Source organism: Streptococcus sp. HMSC36C04 (assembly GCF_001839535.1).
GTDB lineage: Bacteria > Bacillota > Bacilli > Lactobacillales > Streptococcaceae > Streptococcus > Streptococcus hominis.
Window position 1 is genome coordinate 1 of sequence record NZ_KV841596.1, and the last position, 479, is coordinate 479.

General features: G+C 43.2%; 1 protein-coding gene. It reads left to right on the forward strand.

What is annotated here, in order from left to right:
• The coding region (locus HMPREF3249_RS05225; protein ID WP_142350230.1) for an IS982 family transposase at positions 1 to 474 on the forward strand (474 nt) is incomplete at its 5' end.
• Positions 475 to 479: the final 5 nt, after the last annotated feature.

Below are 479 nucleotides of genomic sequence, written 5' to 3' on the forward strand. Positions count from 1 at the left end.
AACCATAGAGCAAGTATTTTCGAAGGAGTGGCAGACATTGGCTACAATGCGTCAAAACACCAGTGGTTTTACGGTTTCAAAGTTTACATGCTCGTTACCTTATCTGGCTATATTCTGAACTATATTGTCACCTCAGCTTCTGTTCATGATATCAAAGCGGTGGAGGATTTATTGGAAGGCTGCCAACAATCTGTGATTTTAGCAGATTTAGGTTATCTCAGCCAGGCTCTTAAAGATCGGTTGAAACAGAGAGGGTATCACTTATGGACCCCACTGCGTCAGAACATGGAAGGAGCGAGCCAGCATAACAACTGGAGATTACTGGCTATGAGGCGAACCATTGAAACGCGCTTTTCTGAGTTATGTGCTCTCTTTGATATGGAACACACCTTCGCCAGAGGAGTAGCTGGACTACAGTTGAGGATTGAACAAATCCTATCGGCTTATCATTTGAGCTATTTTGAACTTAACTAGCACCA